This is a genomic window from Ramlibacter sp. PS4R-6 (assembly GCF_037572775.1).
GTDB lineage: Bacteria > Pseudomonadota > Gammaproteobacteria > Burkholderiales > Burkholderiaceae_C > Ramlibacter.
Genome location: NZ_JBBHKA010000001.1, coordinates 1,868,090 through 1,884,819 on the forward strand (window position 1 = coordinate 1,868,090; position 16,730 = coordinate 1,884,819).

The following is a 16,730-nucleotide window of genomic DNA, read 5'->3' on the forward strand; positions in this document are numbered from 1 at the left end:
TTCGTAGGCCGGTGCCGATGCACGCGAGCAGGCGGCGCCGACCCGCAGGGAGAAGAAAGCGAATGGGTGTGCCGACACAGACGACCTACCAGGCCCTGTACCGGGCCTGCATCAAGGAAGCCGCCGCCCAGGGCCGCGCCCTGATGCAGCGCCTGGTCGTGCGCGCCGGCGAATCGCTGCAGCGCCGCGGCACCACCGGCCCCGACGAGATCGAGCGGCGCCTGTCCGTGGAAGCCGCTCGCACGCTGATGAAGCACGAGCAGTCCCTGTGCGAGGCGTACCCGCAAGCCCTGCTGGCCGAGTTCGCGCATGCGATCGCGGGCGACACGCGCAAGGCGGCCACGCTCAGCTTCGACTCGCTGGAGCTCATGGGCGAGGACCAGGTGCACGAGAACGTGGAGCACGCACGCCTGCAGCAGGCGGTGGGCAACATCGTCGAAGCCGAGCTGACGGAACTCAACGCGCTGATCTCCGCGGTGCAGGGCCTGGGCAGCGTGCAGGCCGATCGCAACCCGCTGAGGCCCGAGGTGTACGTGCGCAGCCTGCGCACGGTGGTGCAGCAAAGCCCGATCTCCGCGCCCATGCGCGTGCGCTGGATGGTGGCTTTCGGTGACGCGCTCGGGCTGGAGCTGGCGCGCGTCTACCAGGAGCTCTCGGCCTGGATGCGCGCGCAGGGCGTGAAGGAAGCGCGCTTCGTCGCCACGCCGGCGGCGCAGCCGCCGGCCGCCGCGCCGCAGGAGTCGCTGCTGAACCTGCGCGAGCTGCGCAACCTGCTCACGGGCGATTTCACCGACAGCAGCAAGGAAGGCGGGTCGCGCCCGCAGTTCTCGGCCACCATGCCGGCGGCCGTCGACGCGCTGGAGAACATGCGCCAGGTCGACGAGGTCGTGCAGCGGATGCGCCAGCGACAGTTGGCCGATGCGAAGGCGCTGGCCGAAGGCCGCAAGCCGCCGCGCGAGCCCGCGCAGGTGCTGGCGCAGGAAGTGGTCAAGCTGATGGTGGACAGCATCGCCGGCGACAAGCGGCTGCTGCAGCCGGTGCAGCAATGCGTGCGCGACCTGGAGCCCGCGCTGATGCGGCTGGCGCTGGACGACCCGCGCTTCTTCAGCGACCGCAAGCACCCCGCGCGCCGCCTGCTGGACGAGTTCACGCAGCGCAGCCTGGGCTTCGAGTCGCCGCAGTCGCCGGGCTTCCAGGCGTTCATCGACCCGCTGCGCCAGGCCGTGGAAGTGCTGCGCGAGACGCGCGTGCCCGGCGGCGAACCGTTCGACTTCGCGATCAAGACGCTGGAGGACGCCTGGGGCGACATGCTCAAGCGCGACCGCCACCACCGGGAGAAGGCGGTGCGCGCGCTGCTCAACGCCGAGCAACGCAACCTGCTCGCGGAGAAGGTCACCAAGGGCCTGCGCCTGCGGCCCGACCTGCAGTCGGCGTCGCGCGAGATCGCCGCGTTCGTGACCGGCCCGTGGGCGCAGGTCATCGCGCAGGCGCGCCTGACGGACACGACGGGCTCGCACGACCCGGGCGGCTACACGGCCATCCTCACCGACCTGATCTGGAGCGTGCAGCCGCGCGTGGTGGGCTCGCAGACGGCGCGCCTGGTCAAGCTGGTGCCCGCGCTGGTGGAGAAGATCAAGCACGGCCTCGCGACGATCGCCTACCCGCAGGCATCGGCGGACCACTTCCTCGACTACCTCGCGCAGGCGCATCGCGCGGCCCTGCGCGGCGGCGCGCCGGCCGAAGCGCCGAAGCTCTCGCGCGAGGAACTCGAAGCGATGATGGGAGAAGGCGAGGACGCCCCGGGCGCGTGGCTGGCCCCGAGCGAGGCGCAGGAGTCCGGCTTCATGGAGACGCACCCGTCGATGGCCGCGCCCAAGGCCTTCACCTCCACGCAGCCGAACGAATTCAACAGCACCAAGCCTCCGGCCGACGAGGACGACCTGCCCGAATTGCCGGTGGACCACCTGCAGCCCGGCGCGTGGGTCGAGATGATGACGGGCAACGGCTGGCAGCGCGTGCAGGTCACGTGGGCCAGCCCGCACGGGACGCTGTTCATGTTCACGGGGCAGGGCGGGCAGCCGCAGTCAATGACGCGCCGGCTGCTGGCCAAGATGCTCAAGAGCGGGACGCTCAAGACGATCTCCGGGCAGGCGATGGTGGAAGGCGCGCTGGACGCGGTCGTCGAGCAGGCGCTGCGCAACAGCCTGCACGCCCGGCTGTAGGCCCTTCGCAGTAAGGCGCCTGCAAGCAGCGCGGTGTCTGATCCGCCTCCGTGGAGACGGACACGGACGCACCCCAACTGGTCGTGATCTCGGGCGGGTCGAGCTCGGGCAAGACCACGCTCGCCCGCGCGCTGCAGGAGGAGCTGATGCCGCGCCCGTGGCTGCACTTCTCCATCGACGCGGTGCTGGAGTGCCTGCCGAAGTCGGTGCTCGATCGCGCCAACCGCTACAACGACTGGTCGCTGATCGATTCGCGCGCGGTCACGGCCGCCGCCTTCCAGTGCGTGCGCGTGCTGCTCGAGCGCGGGCACAGCGTCGTCTTCGAATGCGTCGTGGCCAGCGAGCGCGCGGCGGGCAACCTGCTGCGCGCACTGGGCGAGTTCCAGCCCGTGATGGTCGGCCTGCGCTGCTCGTGGGAAGAGACCGAGCGGCGCACGCTCTCGCGCGGCGACCGCACGCTGGAGGAAGCCGAGCACGGCTACTGGCACGCGTCCGACGCGCTGGTGCTGGACTACGAGATCGACACCAGCCTGCGCACGCCGCGCGACATCGCCCGGCAGCTCGCGGGCAGCCTGCGCAGCGGCGGCCACCTGGCCTGGCGCGCCAACGTGTCGCGCTACTGAAGCGGCAGGTCCCGCGCCGCGGGCAGGTGCAGCGCACCGGCGCGGATGCCGTGCGCGGCGCGGATGGCGCGCACGATGGCTTGCGCCGTCGCTTCGGCAGCCATCGTCCCGAGCACCAGCATGCCCGGCGAATCCTTCGCGCGGCCCGTCGCCAGCGCGAACATCGTGTCGCCGTCGGACATGGTGTGCACGGGGCGGATCGCGCGCGCCAGCCCGTCGTGGGCGATCGTCGCCAGGCGCGTGGCCTGCGCCTTCGTCAGCGCGGCATCGGTGGCGACCACGCCGATAGTCGTGTTGGTGCCCGAGAAAACGGATTGCGGCAGCTCGCCCGCGAGGATGGCTCGGCGCGCGTCGACGAGCGACTTGCCGTCGGCGGTGCGCGCCCCGGCGATCACGGTGCTGGTTTCCGGGTCGACGACGTCGCCCACGGCGTTGCACGCGACGATGGCGCCGACGGTGACGTCGCCCACGCGCAGCGACGCGGTGCCGATGCCGCCCTTCATCGCGCGCTCGAGGCCAAAGACCTTGCCGATCGCCGCGCCGGCCCCGGCGCCGACGTTGCCTTCGGCGGGCGCCTGCGTGGACGCGGCCTTGCAGGCTTCGTAGCCCGCGTTCGCATCGGGACGGATTGCCGGATCGCCGGAATACAGGTCGAACAGCACGGCCGCCGGCACGAGCGGCAGGCGCGCGAAACGCACGTCGAGGCCCGCGCCATGCTCCTCGAGCCAGCGCACGACGCCGGTCGCCGCGTCGAGGCCCCAGGCGCTGCCGCCCGCGAGCAGCACGCCATGCACGCGCTCCACGAGGTTGGTGGGGGCCAGCAAATCCGTCTCGCGTGTGCCGGGCGCCGCGCCTCGCACGTCCACGCCGGCCACCGCCCCGTCACTGCAGAGCACGACCGTACAGCCGGTGGGCCGTCGCGCATCCGTGAAATGTCCGGCAGAGATGCCGGCGACGTCGGTGATCGAACCCATCCGGATCATTATCCGTGCGCAGGCGCCGTCCTACAAAGCATGCAGGCACCTTTCCGACAGGCGCGCAGCGACGAGCTTCCTACAGTGGGGGTGTTCGCCGGCGCCGCTGGCGATTTTTTTCCGAACGGACGAGGACACACATGAACAGCGAGACCATGGACACCACGAACAGCACCACCACCGGCCTGAACGGCGTCGGCGCGCAAGCCAAGGTCCAACGCGTGGCCGACAAGGCCCACGAGGCCGTCGACACCGTCGCGCAGTCGCTCAACACCGGCGCCGAGCGCGTGATCGGCTGGCACGACGAGTACGGCGAGATGGCGCGCGAGCAGATTCGCGCGAACCCGCTGGCCGTCGTCTTCGGCGCCTTCGCCATCGGCTACGTCTTCGCCAAGCTGACGAAGTAAGCGAAGCGACTTCGTCATCCCGGCGCATGCCGGGATCCAGTGTCTTCCGGGGGTCCCTGCGGCCGCACTAAACTGCGCCGCATGGCAACCCCTGCGTTCGCCTCGATCCACAACTGGCGCGCCGTCGACGCACGCCTGGGCACGTCCGGCCAGCCCACCGAGGCGCAGCTCGCCGACATCGCGGCGGCGGGCTACCGCACCGTGATCAACCTCGCGCTGCACGACGACCCGCGCTACTCGCTGCCCGACGAGCGCGCGGCGGTCGAAGCGCTCGGCATGGACTACGTCCACATTCCCGTCCAGTTCGCCTCGCCCCAGGACGAAGACCTGTCGCGCTTCTTCGCCGCGATGGATGCGCACCGCGAACGCAAGGTGTGGGTCCATTGCGCGGCGAACATGCGCGTGTCCGCCTTCCTCGGGCTGTACTGGACGCTGCGCGACGGCCGGCCGCGCGAGGAAGCGTTCGAGCTGCTGCGCGGCCTGTGGCAGCCCAATGAAACCTGGTCGGCATTCATCGAACGCTCGCTGCAGCGATAGGAGGGCGCATGTACACCTTGTACGGATCGAAGGGCTCGGGTTCGGCGACGGCCGAGATGGGCCTGCGCGCCGCGGGCCTCGAGTACCGCATCGTCAACGCGGCGAGCTGGGAGCCCGGCCCCGGGCTCGACGAGCTGCGCAAGGTCAACCCGCTCGCGCAGATCCCGACGCTGGTGCTGCCCGACGGCAGCGTGATGAGCGAGAGCGCGGCGATCCTCATCCACCTGGGACTTTCCGCAAAACCGGGCGTGTTGCTGCCGAAGGACGACGCCGCGCGCGCGCAGGCGATCCGCGGCCTGGTCTACATCCCCGCCAACTGCTACAGCTGCATCACGATCCTCGACTATCCCGACCGCTTCACCAGCGAACAGGACAAGGAATCGCTCGACGCCGTCCGCGCCGGCACGCGCGCGCGCCTGCACAGGCATTGGGAGATCTTCGCGGACACCTTCCAGGCCACGCCGTTCCTGAATGGCGCGGCGCCGGGGGCGCTGGACTTTCTTGCCGTCGTCGTGTCGAAGTGGGCCGGTGCCCGCGCGCACCTGAAGGAGCACCGCCCGCAGTTCGCGGACCTGCTCCAGCGCATCGAAGCCCACGAACTCGTCGCGCCCGTGTTCCGCGCGCATTGGGACGCCTGATGCCGCAACGCCCCGTCAACGTCCACAAGGCGTACCACGCCCACATCTACTTCGGCCCCGAAACTGTGGAGCAGGCGCGCGCCCTGGCCGAGGAGGCCGGCAGGCTGTTCAAGGTGCAAGTGGGGCGCGTGCACGTGCGCCCGGTGGGGCCGCATCCGCAATGGAGCGTGCAACTGGCATTCGCCGCCGACGAATTCGACCGGCTGGTCCCGTGGCTCGACGAGCACCGCAACGGGCTCGACATCCTCGTGCACGGCCTGAGCGGCGACGTGATCGCCGACCACACGACCTATGCGTACTGGCTCGGCAACGACTGGCCGCTGGACCTGACGGCGTTGAATTGAAAGACACTGGATCCCGGCCTGCGCCGGGATGACAGCATCAGTCGAGCGACGACAGGAACTGCTTCAGCTCCGGCGTCTCGGGCGCGCCGAACAGCTTGTCCGGCGGGCCCATCTCGTGCACCTTGCCCTGGTGCATGAAGATCACGCGGTCGCTCACCTTGCGCGCGAAGTTCATCTCGTGGGTGACCATGAGCAGCGTCATGCCGTCGTTGGCCAGGCCCTCGACCACCCGCAGCACCTCGCCCACAAGCTCGGGGTCGAGCGCGCTGGTGATCTCGTCGCACAGCAGCACGGCCGGCTGCATGGCCAACGCGCGCGCGATGGCCACGCGCTGCTGCTGGCCGCCGGAGAGCTGATCGGGCATCGCGTCGAATTTCTCGGCCAGGCCCACGCGCTCCAGCAGCTTGCGCGCCAGCGCCTGCGCTTCCGTGTCGTTCGTCTTCTTGACCAGGGTCGGGGCCAGCATCACGTTGCGCCCCACGCTCAGGTGCGGGAAGAGGTTGAAGCTCTGGAAGATCATGCCCACGTGCTGGCGCAGCTCGCGCATGGCCGCGGGGTTGTCGTGCAGCAGCGCCTTGCCGTCCACCGAGAGCGTGCCATGCTGGAAATTCTCCAGGCCGTTGATGCAGCGAAGCAGCGTGCTCTTGCCCGAGCCGCTCTTGCCGATGATGGCGATGACCTCGCCGCTGGCGACGTCGAGGTCGATGCCCTTCAGCACCTCGTTGGCGCCGAACGACTTGCGCAGGCCCCGGATTTCGACGACGTTCGACATGTTCGCTGCTTTCAATGCGCCGGGCGCAGGCGCGCCTCGAGGCGGCGCGCATACAGGCTGATGGGGAAGCACAGCGCGAAGTAAAGCAGCGCCACGCAGCCGTAGACGAGGAAGGGCCGGAAGGTCGCGTTGGTGATCATGGTGCCGGCCTTGGTCAGCTCGACGAAGCCGATCACCGAGGCCAGCGCCGTGCCCTTGATCACCTGCACCAGGAAGCCGACGGTGGGCGCGATCGCGATGCGCGTGGCCTGCGGCAGCACCACGTGGCGCAGTTGCTCGCGGAAGTTGAGCGCCAGGCTTTGCGCCGCCTCCCACTGGCCGCGCGGGACCGCCTCGACGCAGCCGCGCCAGATCTCGGCGAGGAAGGCGCTGGTGTACAGCGTGAGCGCCAGCGCGGCGGCCACCCAGGGCGAGGTGTTGATGCCGAAGAGCGCGATGCCGAAGTACGCGAGGAACAGTTGCATCAGCAGCGGCGTGCCCTGGAACAGCTGCACGTAGCCGGCGACGAAGGCGCGGGCGGCCTTGCTGGGCGTAATGCGCGCGACGAGCAGCGCGAGGCCCACCAGCCCGCCGCCGACGAAGGCGATGAGCGACAGCGCCACCGTCCAGCGCAAGGCCTGGAGCAGGTTGCGCAGGATGTCCCAGAAGGCGAATTCGACCATCGCGCTAGAACAGGAACTTGGGCCCGGCCCAATTGAGCAGGCGCCGCAGCCCGATCGCCAGCAGCAGGTAGATCGCCGTGGCCACCATGAAGGCCTCGAACGCGCGGAAGTTGCGGCTCTGGATCAGGTTGGCGGCGAAGCTGAGTTCCTCGGTGGAGATCTGCCCGCAGACCGCCGACCCCAGCATGACGATGATGATCTGGCTCACGAGCGCGGGCCACACCTTGCGCAGCGCGGGCGGCAGCACGACGCGCACGAAGACCTGCGCGCGCGTGAGCGCCAGGCTCAGGGCCGCCTCGACCTGGCCGCGCGGCGTGGCCTCGATGCCGGCGCGGATGATCTCGGTGGCATACGCGCCGAGGTTGACCACCATCGCGATCACCGATGCCGCCTCCGGCGAAAGACGCACGCCTGCCGCGGGCAGGCCGAAGAACACGAAGAACAGCTGGACGATGAACGGCGTGTTGCGGATCAACTCCACGTAGGTGCCCGCGACGGCGCGCAGCCACGCCGGCCCCTCGCTGCGCGTCCACGCGCACGCGACGCCGACGGCCACGCCGATCACCGCGGAAACGACGGTCAGCCCGAGCGTCCACGCCACCCCCTTCAGCAGCATGGGCCACTGCGAGAGGACGGCGAGGAAGTCGAAGGTGACGCGCACGGCGGCGGCTTACTGCGTGGGCAGGTCGCCGAGCGGCCGGCCCAGCCACTTCATGGCGATCTTGTCCATGTCGCCGTTCTTGCGTGCTTCCGCGATGATCTCGTTGACCTTCGCGCGCAGCTTGTCCTCGCCCTTGCCCACGCCGATGTAGTTGGGCGAGTCCTTCAGCACGAACTTGAACTCGGTGCCCATCTGCGGGTTCTTGGCCATCATCGCGCCGGCCACCTGCGCGCTGGTCGCGATCAGCTGCACCTGGCCGGCGACGTAGGCCGACACCGTGGAGTTGTTGTCCTCGAAGCGGCGCACTTCGGCCGCGCTGGGCGCGACCTTCGTGAGCTCCTGGTCGTCGATGGAGCCGCGCGTCACCGAGATCGACTTGCCGGCGAGGTCGTTCGGGCCCTTGGCAGCGGTCGGCTTCGGGCCGAACACCGCGATGTAGAAGGGCGAGTAGGGCATGGTGAAGTCGATGACCTTCTCGCGGTCCGGGTTCTTGCCCAGCGTGGAGATCACGAGGTCCGCCTTGCGCGTCTGCAGGTAGGGGATGCGGTTGGCAGTGGTGACCGGCAGCAGTTCCACCTTCACGCCCAGCTTGGCGGCGATGTAGTTCGCGACGTCGATATCCAGGCCCTGCGGCTTCAGGTCGGTGCCGACGAAGCCGTAGGGCGGGAAGTCGGTGGGGATCGCGATCTTGATCTCCTTGGCCTTCAGGATGTCGTCGAGCGCGGCCTGCGCCCGCACGCCCGTGGCGGCCAGCGCGGATGCGGCGATGAGGGACAGGGCGAACAGGCGGCGGGTGGGCGTCATAGCACTTCTCCTAGGTAGGTGGATCGTTTCCTTGTATGCAACTCCTGTGCCCTCGCGCCCGTGGTGACGGGCGCGAGGGCGGTGCGCAACTTGTGCAGCGGGTCTTCGCCGGGCACGTGCAGCTTCTTCTGCCACGTGGACAGGTGCGCGGCCATCAGCTGCTCGGCTTTCTTCAGGTCGCCGGCTTCCAGCGCCGCGACGATGCCCACGTGCTCCGCGCAGGAGCGCGCGGCGTCCTCGGGCGACTGGTAGCGCATGGCGATGAGCGTGGTGCGCGCCGTGAAGTCGCGCAGCGTGTCGGCCAATAGCGAGTTGCCCAGGCATTCGGCCAGGCACACGTGGAAGTCGCCCAGCAGGAAGCTGCGCGCGCCGACGTCGGTGCCCTTGACCGCCGCCTTCTGCCGCGCGATGTGCGCGCGCAGCTTCTGCACGGCGGGCTTGTCGATGGACTTGCTGCTGCGGATCAGGCCGGTCTCGATCACCTTGCGGGCCTCGAACGCCTCGCGTGCCTCGTCGGCCGTCGGCTCCACCACGTACCAGCCGCGCCGCGCGCTCACGGTGACGATGCCGCGCGCAGCCAGGCGCGTGAGCGCCTCGCGCACGATGGTGCGGCTGCAGTCGAACAGCATCGCCAGCTGCTGCTCGCCCAGGCGCGAGCCCGGCTCCAGCTTGCGCGCCATGACGGCTTCGAGGATGCGGTCGGAAATCTCGGGGGAAGTGGCCATGTGCAGCCACTCTAGAGCAGCTTGCGTGCCACTGGTATACAAGATTTGCGCACCAGACCGGGGGATTTCCCGGGGGTCATGGCTGCCCCGCGCACCGCCTTGGTTCGCAGGCGCTCAGAAACGGAGCTGCACGTCCCCGATGCCCGCCAGGTTGGCGACGACTTGCGAGCCGGAGCCCGCGAACAGCATGCCGGTGCAAGAGCCCGTGGTCACCACGTCGCCGGCGCGCAGGGGGCGCCCGCGTTGCACGGCCTGCCACGCCACCCACCCGAGCAGGCGCCAGATGTCGCCCGCGGTGTTGCCGCCGCGCGTGGTGGCCACCGGCTGGCCGTCGAAGGCGAGATAGGCCTGCACGGCGCGCAGGTCGATGCCGGCGGCATCGACGGAAGAAGGCGCGCCCAGGACCAAGGCGCCGTGCGTCTGCAGGTCGGCCAGTTGCGCGAGCGGGTCGCTCTCGCGCCAATCGGCCAGGCGCGTTTCCACCACTTCGATCGCGGGCAGCACGCAATCGAGCGCAGCCACGATCGCGTCGCGGCCGGCGTCGGGCCCGGCCGGGATGAAGTCGCGCGCGAAACGCACCGCGACCTCGACTTCGATGCCGCGCATCCGCCACCCGGGGCCCGTGAGCACCGCATCGTTGCCCACCAGCCCCGCGGCCGGCAGCGGCGCGCAGCCCGGTTCGGCCGCCGGCCCCTTGGCGCCGACCTTCCAGCCGCCGACTGCGCCTAGCGCAGCCACCGTCGCATCCTGCACGGCAAAGGCGCCCGCGCGATCGGGCGGCAGGACGTCGGCGCTGGCGACCGGCGTGCCGCTCATGCGCGCCGACACCAGCCGGTGGGCCGCTGCGGCGGCATCGAATGTCTTCGTCATGTCAGGGTGTCGGCCACTCGGCCGCGCGAGGGAAGGCCTGCTCGTAGGCGAGGGCCAGCGCGATCAGCCCCGCGTCGTTGCCCTGCGCGGCGACCAGCTGGAAGCCGCACGGCAGGCCGTGCACGAAGCCGGCGGGCACGGCGATCGCGCACAGGCCCGCCGCGTTGGCGAAGGCCGTGAACACCGCGTGCCCGCGCGGCCCGGCGGCGTGGCCGTCGATGGTCGCGGGATGGCTGCGCCCCACGGGCCACGGCAGCGCGGCCGTGGCGGGCGTGAGGATCGCGTCGTAGTCGCGGAAGACGAGCGCCATGCGCTCGCGCAGTTCGCGGATCGCGGCGTCGGCGATGTGGCGGATGCCTTGCGCCTCGCGGCCCAGCTTGAGGCTGGCGCGCGTGGCCTCGCACACCTTCTGTTCATCGAGGTCGCCGAGATCGCCGTGCTCCACGCGCTGGTCGAACAACCTGGCGAGGCCGCGCGCCGAATACGCCGGCCAGAGTTCGTTGACGGTTTCCGCCCATTGCACCGGCGCGCTCACTTCGACGGTGTGGCCCAGCGAAGCCAGGCGCTGCGCGGCGGCACCGACCTCGGCGGAGATGCCCGTGTCGACGCGGTGCGCGCCGAAGCGCGGCACGTAGAGGATCCGTGCGGGCTTCTCGTTCCGCGACAGCGCGAAGGCCGGCGCCAGCACCTGCATGGCGTGCGCCGCGTCCTGCACGTCACGCGCGATCACGCCGGGCACTTCGTGGTCGCCATAGATCTCGGGCAGCCCGCCGCCGCGGCGCACGAGGCCCGCCGAGGGCTTGAAGCCCACCACGCCGCAATGCGAAGCGGGCCGGCGCGTGGAGCCGCCGCCGTCGGTGGTCAGCGCCAGCGGGCCGCATCCCGATGCGACCGCCGCCGCCGCGCCGCCCGACGAGCCGCCCGGCGTGCGCGAGAGGTCCCACGGATTGCGCGTGACGCCGCCCACCTCGCTCTCGGTGATGCCTTGCAGCGCGAATTCGGGCAGGTTGGTCTTGCCGAAGATCACGGCGCCGCCGCTACGCAGGCGCGCGACGGGCGCTTCGTCCGCGCCCTGCGGCGTCGCAGCCAGCAGGCGCGAGCCCCAGCTCGTCGGCCAACCGCGCGCGTGCAGGTTGTCCTTGAGGGACACCGGCACGCCGTCGAGCGGCCCGAGCGGCTCCCCGCGCTGCCAGCGGGCGGTGCTGGCCGCAGCGGCTTCGCGCGCCGCGCCGTCGTCGAGGGCGATGAAGGGGTTCACGGCGCCCTGGCAGGCGCGGCTGCGTTCCAGGCAGGACGCCAAGGCGTCCTCGGGCGTGAATTCGCGCGCCGCGAAGCCCGCGTGCAAGGCACCGGCGCCGAGTTGCCACAGCGGCTTCACGGCGCCGCGTCCTGCAGGAAATCCATCGCCCCATCATATCGGCGTCGCCGAGGTGACGCGCTGGGGAATGGTCCCGATGCGACCGGGCTGCGGCGAGGATTACCCTCGGGCCATGGACCGCCCGCATTACCGCTTCTGGCCCGTGCGCCTGCCGCATGCCCTCACCCCGGCGGCCACCTCGCTGTGGGACAACCTGGCCACCAGCGCGCGGCGCTTCCCGGACAAGCCGGGCGTGGTGTTCTTCGGCCGCGTGTTCAGCTACCGCGAGCTGGTGCGGCAAGCCGAGCGCCTCGCCGCGCGCCTCGTCTCACTGGGCGTGAACAAGGGCGACCGCGTCGTGCTGGCGATGCAGAACTGCCCGCAGCTGCTGATCGCGCACTTCGCGATCCTGCGCGCCAACGCCGTGGTGGTTCCCGTGAACCCGATGAACCGGGCCGAGGAGCTCAAGCACTACATCACCGATCCCGATGCGAAGGTGGCCATCACCACGGGCGACCTCGCGCCCGAACTCGCGCGTGCCAACGATGCGCTACCGGCGAAGGAGCGGCTCTCGCACCTCATCGTCACGCAGTACACCGACGCCTTCGATCCCGCCGAGCCGGGGGCGGACCCGCTGCCCGAATCCTGGAAGGACTGGCTGCTCACGCGCCACGCGCTGCCGCCCATCGCGGGAGGCCAGACGGTTGCGTGGGACGAAGCGCTGGCCAACGACCTGCCGCTGCCCGAGCTCGTCACGGCCGGCGAGGACCTCGCGATCCTGCCCTACACCAGCGGCACGACGGGCCTGCCCAAGGGCTGCATGCACCCGCATCGCAGCATCATGCACAACGCCATGGGCAGCGCGACCTGGGGCAACGGCACGGCCGATTCGGTGGCACTGCTCGTCGTGCCGATGTTCCACATCACGGGCATGGTCAGCGTGATGCACACCAACATCTGGCTCGGCTCGACGCTGGTGCTGATGCCGCGCTGGGACCGCGAGCTGGCCGGGCGGCTGATCTCGCGCTGGCACGTCACGTCGTGGACCAACATCCCGACCATGATCATCGACCTGCTGGCCAGCCCCAATTTCGACCAGTACGACCTGTCCAGCCTGAAGGTGATCGGCGGCGGCGGGGCGGCGATGCCGCAGGCGGTGGCGCAGCGGCTGCTGGAGCAGTTCGACCTGAAGTACGTCGAGGGCTACGGCCTGACCGAGACGGCGGCGCCCTCGCACAGCAACCCGCCCGACCGGCCCAAGCAGCAGTGCCTGGGCGTGCCTTTCTTCGGCTGCGACGCCCGCGTCGTCGACCCCGGGACGCAGCAGGAAGTGAAGCCGGGCGAGCAGGGCGAGATCATCGTGCACGGCCCCATGGTCTTCAACGGCTACTGGAAGCGCCCCGACGCCACGCGCGACGCCTTCATCGACTTCGAGGGCAAGCGCTTCTTCCGCACCGGCGACCTCGGCCGCATGGATGAGGAGGGCTACTTCTTCATCACCGACCGCCTCAAGCGCATGATCAACGCGTCGGGCTTCAAGGTCTGGCCCGCGGAGGTCGAGGCGCTGATGTTCCGGCACCCGGCCATCGCCGAGGCCTGCGTGATCTCGGCCAAGGACGCCTACCGCGGCGAGACGGTGAAGGCGGTCGTCGTGCTGCGTCCCGGCTTCGCGGGCAAGGTGACGGAAGAAGACGTGATCGCGTGGTGCCGCGAGAACATGGCCGTGTACAAGGCGCCGAAGATCGTCCAGTTCGCGCCCAGCCTGCCCAAGGGCGGCAGCGGCAAGGTGCTGTGGCGAGCTCTGCAGGAAGCGGAAAGTACGCGGGCGGGATAGGCGGCAGCTCGTCTGTCGGCATGTTCCTACAAGCCGGCTCTGCGGGCCGGAATACGATGCTGCGGTTCGCCGGCAACCCCTAGCTCATCGATGCGTCAACAGGCCGCACAGTCAGCCATACCGGAACAGCAGCGTGCGTCGACCGGCATCGCCGGGCTCGACCACGTGCTCGGTGGAGGCCTTCCCGCCCACCATCTCTACCTCGTCGAGGGCACGCCCGGCTGCGGGAAGACCACGCTCGGCCTGCAGTTCCTGCTGCGCGGCACCGAGCTGGGCGAGAAGGGCCTGTACATCACGCTGTCGGAAACCTCCGGCGAGCTCTTCACGGTGGCGCAGTCCCACGGCTGGTCGCTGGAGGGCATCGAGATCTTCCAGCTGCTCACCGACGAGGGCCTGAGCCCCGACGCGGAGCAATCCATCCTGCACCCGTCGGAGGTCGAGCTCGGCGAGACCACCCGCGGCGTCATGGCGGCGGTCGAACGCGTCAAGCCGCGGCGCGTCGTGTTCGACAGCCTGTCGGAGATGCGCCTGCTGGCGCAGAACCCGCTGCGCTACCGCCGGCAGGTGCTCGCGCTCAAGAGCTTCTTTTCCACGCGCAACTGCACGGTGATCCTGCTGGACGACCGCAGCTCCGCGCACGACGACCTGCAGCTGCATTCCATCGCGCACGGCGTCATCACGCTGGAGCAGTACATCAACGCCTACGGCCCCGAGCGGCGCCGCATCCGCGTGATCAAGATGCGCGGCATCCCGTTCCGCGGCGGCGAGCACGACTGCGCGCTGCTCACGGGCGGCCTGGAGGTGTTCCCGCGCCTGGTGACCAACGAGCACCGCGGCAAGTACGACGGCGAGCTGGTCAGCGCCGGCTCGCGGCAGCTGGACGCGCTGCTGGGCGGCGGGCTCGCGCGCGGCAGCAACATGCTGTTCTCCGGGCCCTCGGGCGTGGGCAAGACGACCACGGCGATTGCCGCGACGCGCGAGGCGCTGCTGCGCGGCGAGAAAGCGGCCTACTACCTGTTCGACGAAAGCCTCGGCACGCTGCTCACGCGCTCGCGCGCGCTGGGGCTGGAAGTGGACGCCTTCATCCGCGACGGGCAGCTGCACATCGAGACGCTGGATCCCGCCGAGGTCTCGCCCGGCGAGTTCGCCAACATGGTGAAGGGCTCGGTCGAGGGCGGCGCGCGCACGGTGGTGATCGACAGCCTCAACGCCTACCTGCAGGCCATGCCCGGCGACAAGCACCTCCTGCTGCAGATGCACGAGATCCTCACCTACCTGAACCAGCGCGGCATCGTCACCATCCTGATCCTTGCGCAGCACGGCGTGGTGGGCGACATCCGCGGCGACGTCGACCTGTCCTACCTCTCCGACGGTGTGCTGCTGTTCCGCTTCTTCGAGGCGCGCGGCAGCCTGCTCAAGGCGGTGTCGGTCATCAAGAGCCGCACCAGCGCCCACGAGCTCACCATCCGCGAGTTCCGCCTGACCCGTGAAGGCATCGAGGTGGGCGAGTCCCTCACCGACTTCGAGGGCGTGCTGACCGGCGTCGCGAACTACCGCGGGGGGATGGCGCTGCTGTCGGACCGCGACATCAAGGTCCGGTGATGGAGTTCCGCGTCCTCATCCACGCGCCCCGGGGGCGCGATGCGGCGGTCGTCAAGGACGTGGTCCAGGCCAACAACCGGGCCCAGATCTGCAACACGCCCGCGCAGCTGGTCGCCGAGATGAAGCAGGGCGCGGCGGCGGCGGTGGTCACCGAGGAGGCCCTGGCCGACCCGACGCTGGTGCAGATGCTGCAGGAATGGCTGTCGGCGCAGCCGCCCTGGTCCGACTTCCCGTTCATCGTGCTGGCTTCGCGCCAGGTGGGCCCGCGCCCGCCGGCGGCGGTGCAGAAGCTGCACAGCCTGGGCAACGTGATCCTGCTGGAGCGCCCGCTCAATGCCGAGACGCTGCTGTCGGCCGCCGACGCCGCCGTTCGTGCGCGGCGCCGCCAGTACGTCACGCGCGAGCACCTGGACGAGATCGGCCGCACGCAATCGGAGGTGCAGAAGCTCAACGCGCACCTGGAGCGCCGCATCGAGGAGCGCACGCTGGAGCTGGCCACGGCCAACAACCGGCTGATGAAGGAGATCGCCGAGCGCGAGCGCGCGCAGGCGCAGCTCACGCAAAGCCAGAAGATGGAAGCCATCGGCCGGCTGACGGGCGGCATCGCGCACGACTTCAACAACCTGCTCCACGTGGTCAACATGAACCTGGAGCTGATCTCGATCTACGCGAAGGACGACAAGGTCAAGCCGGTGCTCGACCGCGCGCGGTCCGCGGCCAAGCGCGGCTCCAAGCTCACGAACCAGCTGCTCTCGTTCGCGCGCAACCAGTCCCTGCACCCGCGCATGACGCACGTGAACAAGCTGCTCGCCGGCATGCGCGACCTGATCGAGATCTCGGCCGGATCCGCGGTGCAGGTCGAGTTCGAGTTGTGCGAGCCCGATTGCGCCGTCACGGTGGACCCGAGCCAGCTCGAGATGGCGGTGCTGAACCTCGCCGTGAATTCGCGCGACGCGATGGCCGAAGGCGGCACGCTGCGCATCTCCACCTGCCGCAAGGACGCCACGGGCGCCGAGGGGCAACTCGAACCCGGCGAGTACGTCGTGCTTTCCGTCACCGACACCGGGCCCGGCATCCCGCCGCAACTCATCACCAAGGTGTTCGACCCCTTCTTCACCACCAAGCCGATCGGCAGCGGCACGGGCCTGGGGCTGTCCCAGGTGTACGGCTTCGCGCGCCAGTCGGGCGGCCTCGCCTTCATCCGCAGCGAGCTGGGGCGCGGCACCACGGTCGACATGTACTTTCCCTGCGCCACCGACGGCCAGGAGGACGCGACCGAGCCCGGCGCCGCCCCGGTGCCGCAGGGCGAGAAGTCGCAGCACATCCTCGTGGTCGAGGACGACAACGACGTGCGCCGCGTGATCGTGGAATGCCTGGGCGTGATCGGCTACTCGGTGAGCGAGGCGGCCAACGGCTCCGAAGGGCTGGCGGCCATCCGCTCGCGCAAGCCCGACCTGCTGGTCGTCGACTACGCGATGCCCGACATGACCGGCGCGGAGGTGATCTCCAAGGCACGCGAGATGGTGGGCGAATTGCCGGTGATCCTGGCCACCGGCTACGCCGACATGGCGGCGGTGGAGCGCCTCGCCGGGCGGCCCACCGTGCTGCGCAAGCCCTTCGACATCAATTCGCTGGGCAGCGCGGTGGCGACCGCGCTGCGCTCGGCGGACCAGAAGGCGCTCAGCACCGCCTGATCGC

The 16,730-nt window shown here is 70.1% G+C and carries 17 protein-coding genes; 9 read left to right on the plus strand and 8 right to left on the minus strand.

The window, feature by feature from the left end; all coding sequences use genetic code 11:
* Positions 1 to 62 precede the first annotated feature (62 nt).
* The gene (locus tag WG903_RS09100) at positions 63 to 2,222 is read left to right on the plus strand and encodes a DUF1631 family protein (RefSeq protein ID WP_340074483.1); all 2,160 of its coding nucleotides are present in this window, start codon (positions 63 to 65) and stop codon (positions 2,220 to 2,222) included.
* 50 nt (positions 2,223 to 2,272) lie between these two features.
* Entirely contained in the window at positions 2,273 to 2,845 is a 573-nt protein-coding gene (locus WG903_RS09105) for a phosphotransferase-like protein (RefSeq protein WP_340074485.1), read from the plus strand.
* Here WG903_RS09105 and WG903_RS09110 read toward each other — a convergent pair.
* Positions 2,839 to 3,819: a P1 family peptidase gene (locus tag WG903_RS09110; protein ID WP_340074487.1), complete on the minus strand. Its 981-nt coding sequence runs from the start codon at positions 3,817 to 3,819 to the stop codon at positions 2,839 to 2,841. The two genes, WG903_RS09105 and WG903_RS09110, sit on opposite strands and share 7 nt — an antisense overlap.
* 140 nt (positions 3,820 to 3,959) lie before the next feature.
* Here WG903_RS09110 and WG903_RS09115 point away from each other — a divergent pair, with 140 nt between their 5' ends.
* From WG903_RS09115 to WG903_RS09130, 4 genes are all read left to right on the plus strand, one after another.
* Entirely contained in the window at positions 3,960 to 4,226 is a 267-nt protein-coding gene (locus tag WG903_RS09115; RefSeq protein ID WP_340074489.1) for a hypothetical protein, read from the plus strand.
* An 81-nt stretch (positions 4,227 to 4,307) separates the two neighbouring features.
* Positions 4,308 to 4,763: a protein tyrosine phosphatase family protein gene (locus WG903_RS09120; protein WP_340074491.1), complete on the plus strand. Its 456-nt coding sequence runs from the start codon at positions 4,308 to 4,310 to the stop codon at positions 4,761 to 4,763.
* Positions 4,764 to 4,771: 8 nt separating this feature from the next.
* A complete protein-coding gene (locus WG903_RS09125; RefSeq protein WP_340074493.1) occupies positions 4,772 to 5,401 on the plus strand; it encodes a glutathione S-transferase family protein in 630 nt (209 codons plus the stop codon).
* A complete protein-coding gene (locus WG903_RS09130; protein ID WP_340074495.1) occupies positions 5,401 to 5,745 on the plus strand; it encodes a DOPA 4,5-dioxygenase family protein in 345 nt (114 codons plus the stop codon). Before WG903_RS09125 ends, WG903_RS09130 begins: the two co-directional genes overlap by 1 nt.
* A gap of 37 nt (positions 5,746 to 5,782) precedes the next feature.
* Here WG903_RS09130 and WG903_RS09135 read toward each other — a convergent pair whose 3' ends face one another.
* The 7 genes from WG903_RS09135 to WG903_RS09165 form a co-directional block, all read right to left on the minus strand.
* On the minus strand, positions 5,783 to 6,517 hold the full coding sequence (locus tag WG903_RS09135) for an amino acid ABC transporter ATP-binding protein (protein WP_340074497.1): 735 nt from the start codon (positions 6,515 to 6,517) through the stop codon (positions 5,783 to 5,785).
* 11 nt (positions 6,518 to 6,528) lie between these two features.
* Positions 6,529 to 7,179, minus strand: coding sequence for an amino acid ABC transporter permease (locus WG903_RS09140; RefSeq protein ID WP_340074499.1), 651 nt, complete (start codon positions 7,177 to 7,179; stop codon positions 6,529 to 6,531).
* A gap of 4 nt (positions 7,180 to 7,183) precedes the next feature.
* The gene (locus WG903_RS09145; RefSeq protein ID WP_340074501.1) at positions 7,184 to 7,840 is read right to left on the minus strand and encodes an amino acid ABC transporter permease; all 657 of its coding nucleotides are present in this window, start codon (positions 7,838 to 7,840) and stop codon (positions 7,184 to 7,186) included.
* Between the two features lie 9 nt (positions 7,841 to 7,849).
* Positions 7,850 to 8,644, minus strand: coding sequence for a transporter substrate-binding domain-containing protein (locus tag WG903_RS09150; RefSeq protein WP_340074503.1), 795 nt, complete (start codon positions 8,642 to 8,644; stop codon positions 7,850 to 7,852).
* Complete coding sequence (locus WG903_RS09155) at positions 8,641 to 9,369, minus strand: GntR family transcriptional regulator (protein ID WP_340074505.1); 729 nt, start codon at positions 9,367 to 9,369, stop codon at positions 8,641 to 8,643. The genes WG903_RS09150 and WG903_RS09155 overlap by 4 nt, the downstream gene beginning before the upstream one ends.
* Before the next feature lie 114 nt (positions 9,370 to 9,483).
* Positions 9,484 to 10,239: a 2-keto-4-pentenoate hydratase gene (locus WG903_RS09160; protein WP_340074507.1), complete on the minus strand. Its 756-nt coding sequence runs from the start codon at positions 10,237 to 10,239 to the stop codon at positions 9,484 to 9,486.
* Position 10,240: 1 nt separating this feature from the next.
* A complete protein-coding gene (locus WG903_RS09165) occupies positions 10,241 to 11,617 on the minus strand; it encodes an amidase (RefSeq protein ID WP_340074510.1) in 1,377 nt (458 codons plus the stop codon).
* A 112-nt stretch (positions 11,618 to 11,729) separates the two neighbouring features.
* On the opposite strand from WG903_RS09165, the gene WG903_RS09170 reads away from it, so the two are divergent.
* The 3 genes from WG903_RS09170 (at position 11,730) to WG903_RS09180 (ending at position 16,726) form a co-directional block, all read left to right on the plus strand.
* A complete protein-coding gene (locus WG903_RS09170; protein ID WP_340074512.1) occupies positions 11,730 to 13,430 on the plus strand; it encodes a long-chain fatty acid--CoA ligase in 1,701 nt (566 codons plus the stop codon).
* Positions 13,431 to 13,520: 90 nt separating this feature from the next.
* Positions 13,521 to 15,032 carry an ATPase domain-containing protein gene (locus WG903_RS09175; RefSeq protein ID WP_340074514.1) on the plus strand — a complete coding sequence of 504 codons (1,512 nt, stop codon included), beginning with the start codon at positions 13,521 to 13,523 and terminating at the stop codon, positions 15,030 to 15,032.
* Positions 15,032 to 16,726, plus strand: coding sequence for a response regulator (locus WG903_RS09180; protein ID WP_340074516.1), 1,695 nt, complete (start codon positions 15,032 to 15,034; stop codon positions 16,724 to 16,726). The genes WG903_RS09175 and WG903_RS09180 overlap by 1 nt, the downstream gene beginning before the upstream one ends.
* Positions 16,727 to 16,730: the final 4 nt, after the last annotated feature.